Below are 1,770 nucleotides of genomic sequence, written 5' to 3' on the forward strand. Positions count from 1 at the left end.
GCAGCCCGGGAAGGATGGCTTGGCAGGCTGTCCTTCCCGGGCCGGCGGTGGTGGTGCTGATCAGGCCGGGGTCAGGATGTCGGCGTCGGTTGCGAAGTTCGGGTACTTGTTGGAGGCCTCGTCGGCGAGGATGGACCGGTACTGCTTGATGCCACCGAGGTAGAACATGACCGTGCGCTTCTTTCCGGGGATGTTGGCGCCAAAGATCCACGAGGCAGCCTGGGGGAAGAGCGTCTGGTGGGCGATATCCGAGCACGTCTCCGTCCAGTCGGCCTCAGTTTCGGATTTGGCCTCGATCCAGCCCGTGCCGGAGGTCGAGACGTGGCTGATGGTTTCGCTGATCCACTCGACCTGCGTCTCGATTGAGGGCGGAAGGTTGGTGAACGGCCCGTTCGGGCCCAGGATCATGAACATATTGGGGAAGCCACTGGTTGCCATGCCCAGATAGCTGGTTGGCCCGCCAGCCCAGTGCTCTTTCAACGTTTCGCCATCGCGGCCGCGGATATTGACGCGGACATAGTTGCCGTCCACGGCGTCGAAACCGGTCGCGCAGATCAGCACGTCCAGTTCATGCAGGGTGCCGTCGGCGGTGACGATGCCCTGTTCGGTCACCGACTCGATCGGGTTTTCCTTGACATTCACGAGGGAGACGTTTGAACGGTTAAACGTCTCGTAGAAGCCCGAATCGCACAACGGCCTGCGAGCGTACAGATCGGTCGGTGTCAGTTTCCGGCGCGTTTCGGGGTCCGTGACGATCTCGGCGATCTTGCGACGGATGAACTTCGCAGCCTCTTCGTTGGCGTCCTGGTCCGTGGCGATATCCGAGAAAGTCTCGAACATAAAGCGGAACCCCCCGCCTTCCTCCCAGGTCCGCTGGTAGATCCGTTCGCGTTCCTGGGGGGAAACACTGAACGTTGGAACGGCGCTCTCCTCGAAACCCATGGCCACTGACGAGTTCTTGACCTGCTCCCAGTTCGCCTCAAAGTTCTCCCGATGGGCACGGTGTTCCTGCGCCGTAAGCTGGCGGTTGCCTGCCGGCACGCTGTACTGCGGTGTGCGCTGGAAGGAGGTCAGATGGGCCGCTACCGGGGCTGTGGCGGTGATCACCTGATTACCGGTTGAACCGTTGCCGATAACACCCACCCGCTTGCCCGCGAGGTCCAGGTCCTCCGGCCAGGCACCCGTGTGGACCAGCCGGCCCGCGAAGGTCTCCATGCCGGGGAACTTCGGAAGATTGGTGGCCGAGAGCAGGCCGAGGCCCGTGACCAGAAAGCGGGACTGGAACGTAACGCCGCGGTCGGTCCGCACGGTCCAGGTGCCGGAGGCCTCGTCGAACTCAGCGTCAGTCATGCCAGTTTCAAGCCGGACATGCTCCCGCAGGCTATAGCGGTCCACGACGCCATTCAGGTACGCCAGGATCTCTGCCTGGGGCACGTACTTCGTGTTCCACGGAGTCTGTTCGTAAAGGTCGCGATCGAAAGAGTACTGGTAAACAAAACTCTCAGAATCCGAAAGCGCGCCCGGATACTTGTTCCAGAACCAAGTTCCCCCAACACCCCCGGCACGGTCAATCGCTACGGCGTCGAGACCGAGCTCGTTGCGCAGCTTATGCAGCATGTAGATACCACCGAAGCCTGCTCCAACAACGAGCGCATCGAGCTGATAGGTCTTCCCGGGGACGGCGTTGTCCATGATGTCTTCCTCCGACTTGTAGAGCACTGTGAGATAATTCACTTTGTAAACACCAGTCTGTGGTGGCAGAACCACGAC

Annotated in this window: 1 protein-coding gene; it reads right to left on the bottom strand. The window is 61.1% G+C overall.

Translation table 11 applies throughout. The features are described 5' to 3' along the window. Window positions 1-60: 60 nt before the first annotated feature. Window positions 61-1,770 (bottom strand): flavin-containing monooxygenase (locus ACX80V_RS21795; protein ID WP_485844902.1); only part of this gene is annotated, 1,710 nt, incomplete at its 5' end.

This window comes from Pseudarthrobacter arbutini (assembly GCF_054510915.1).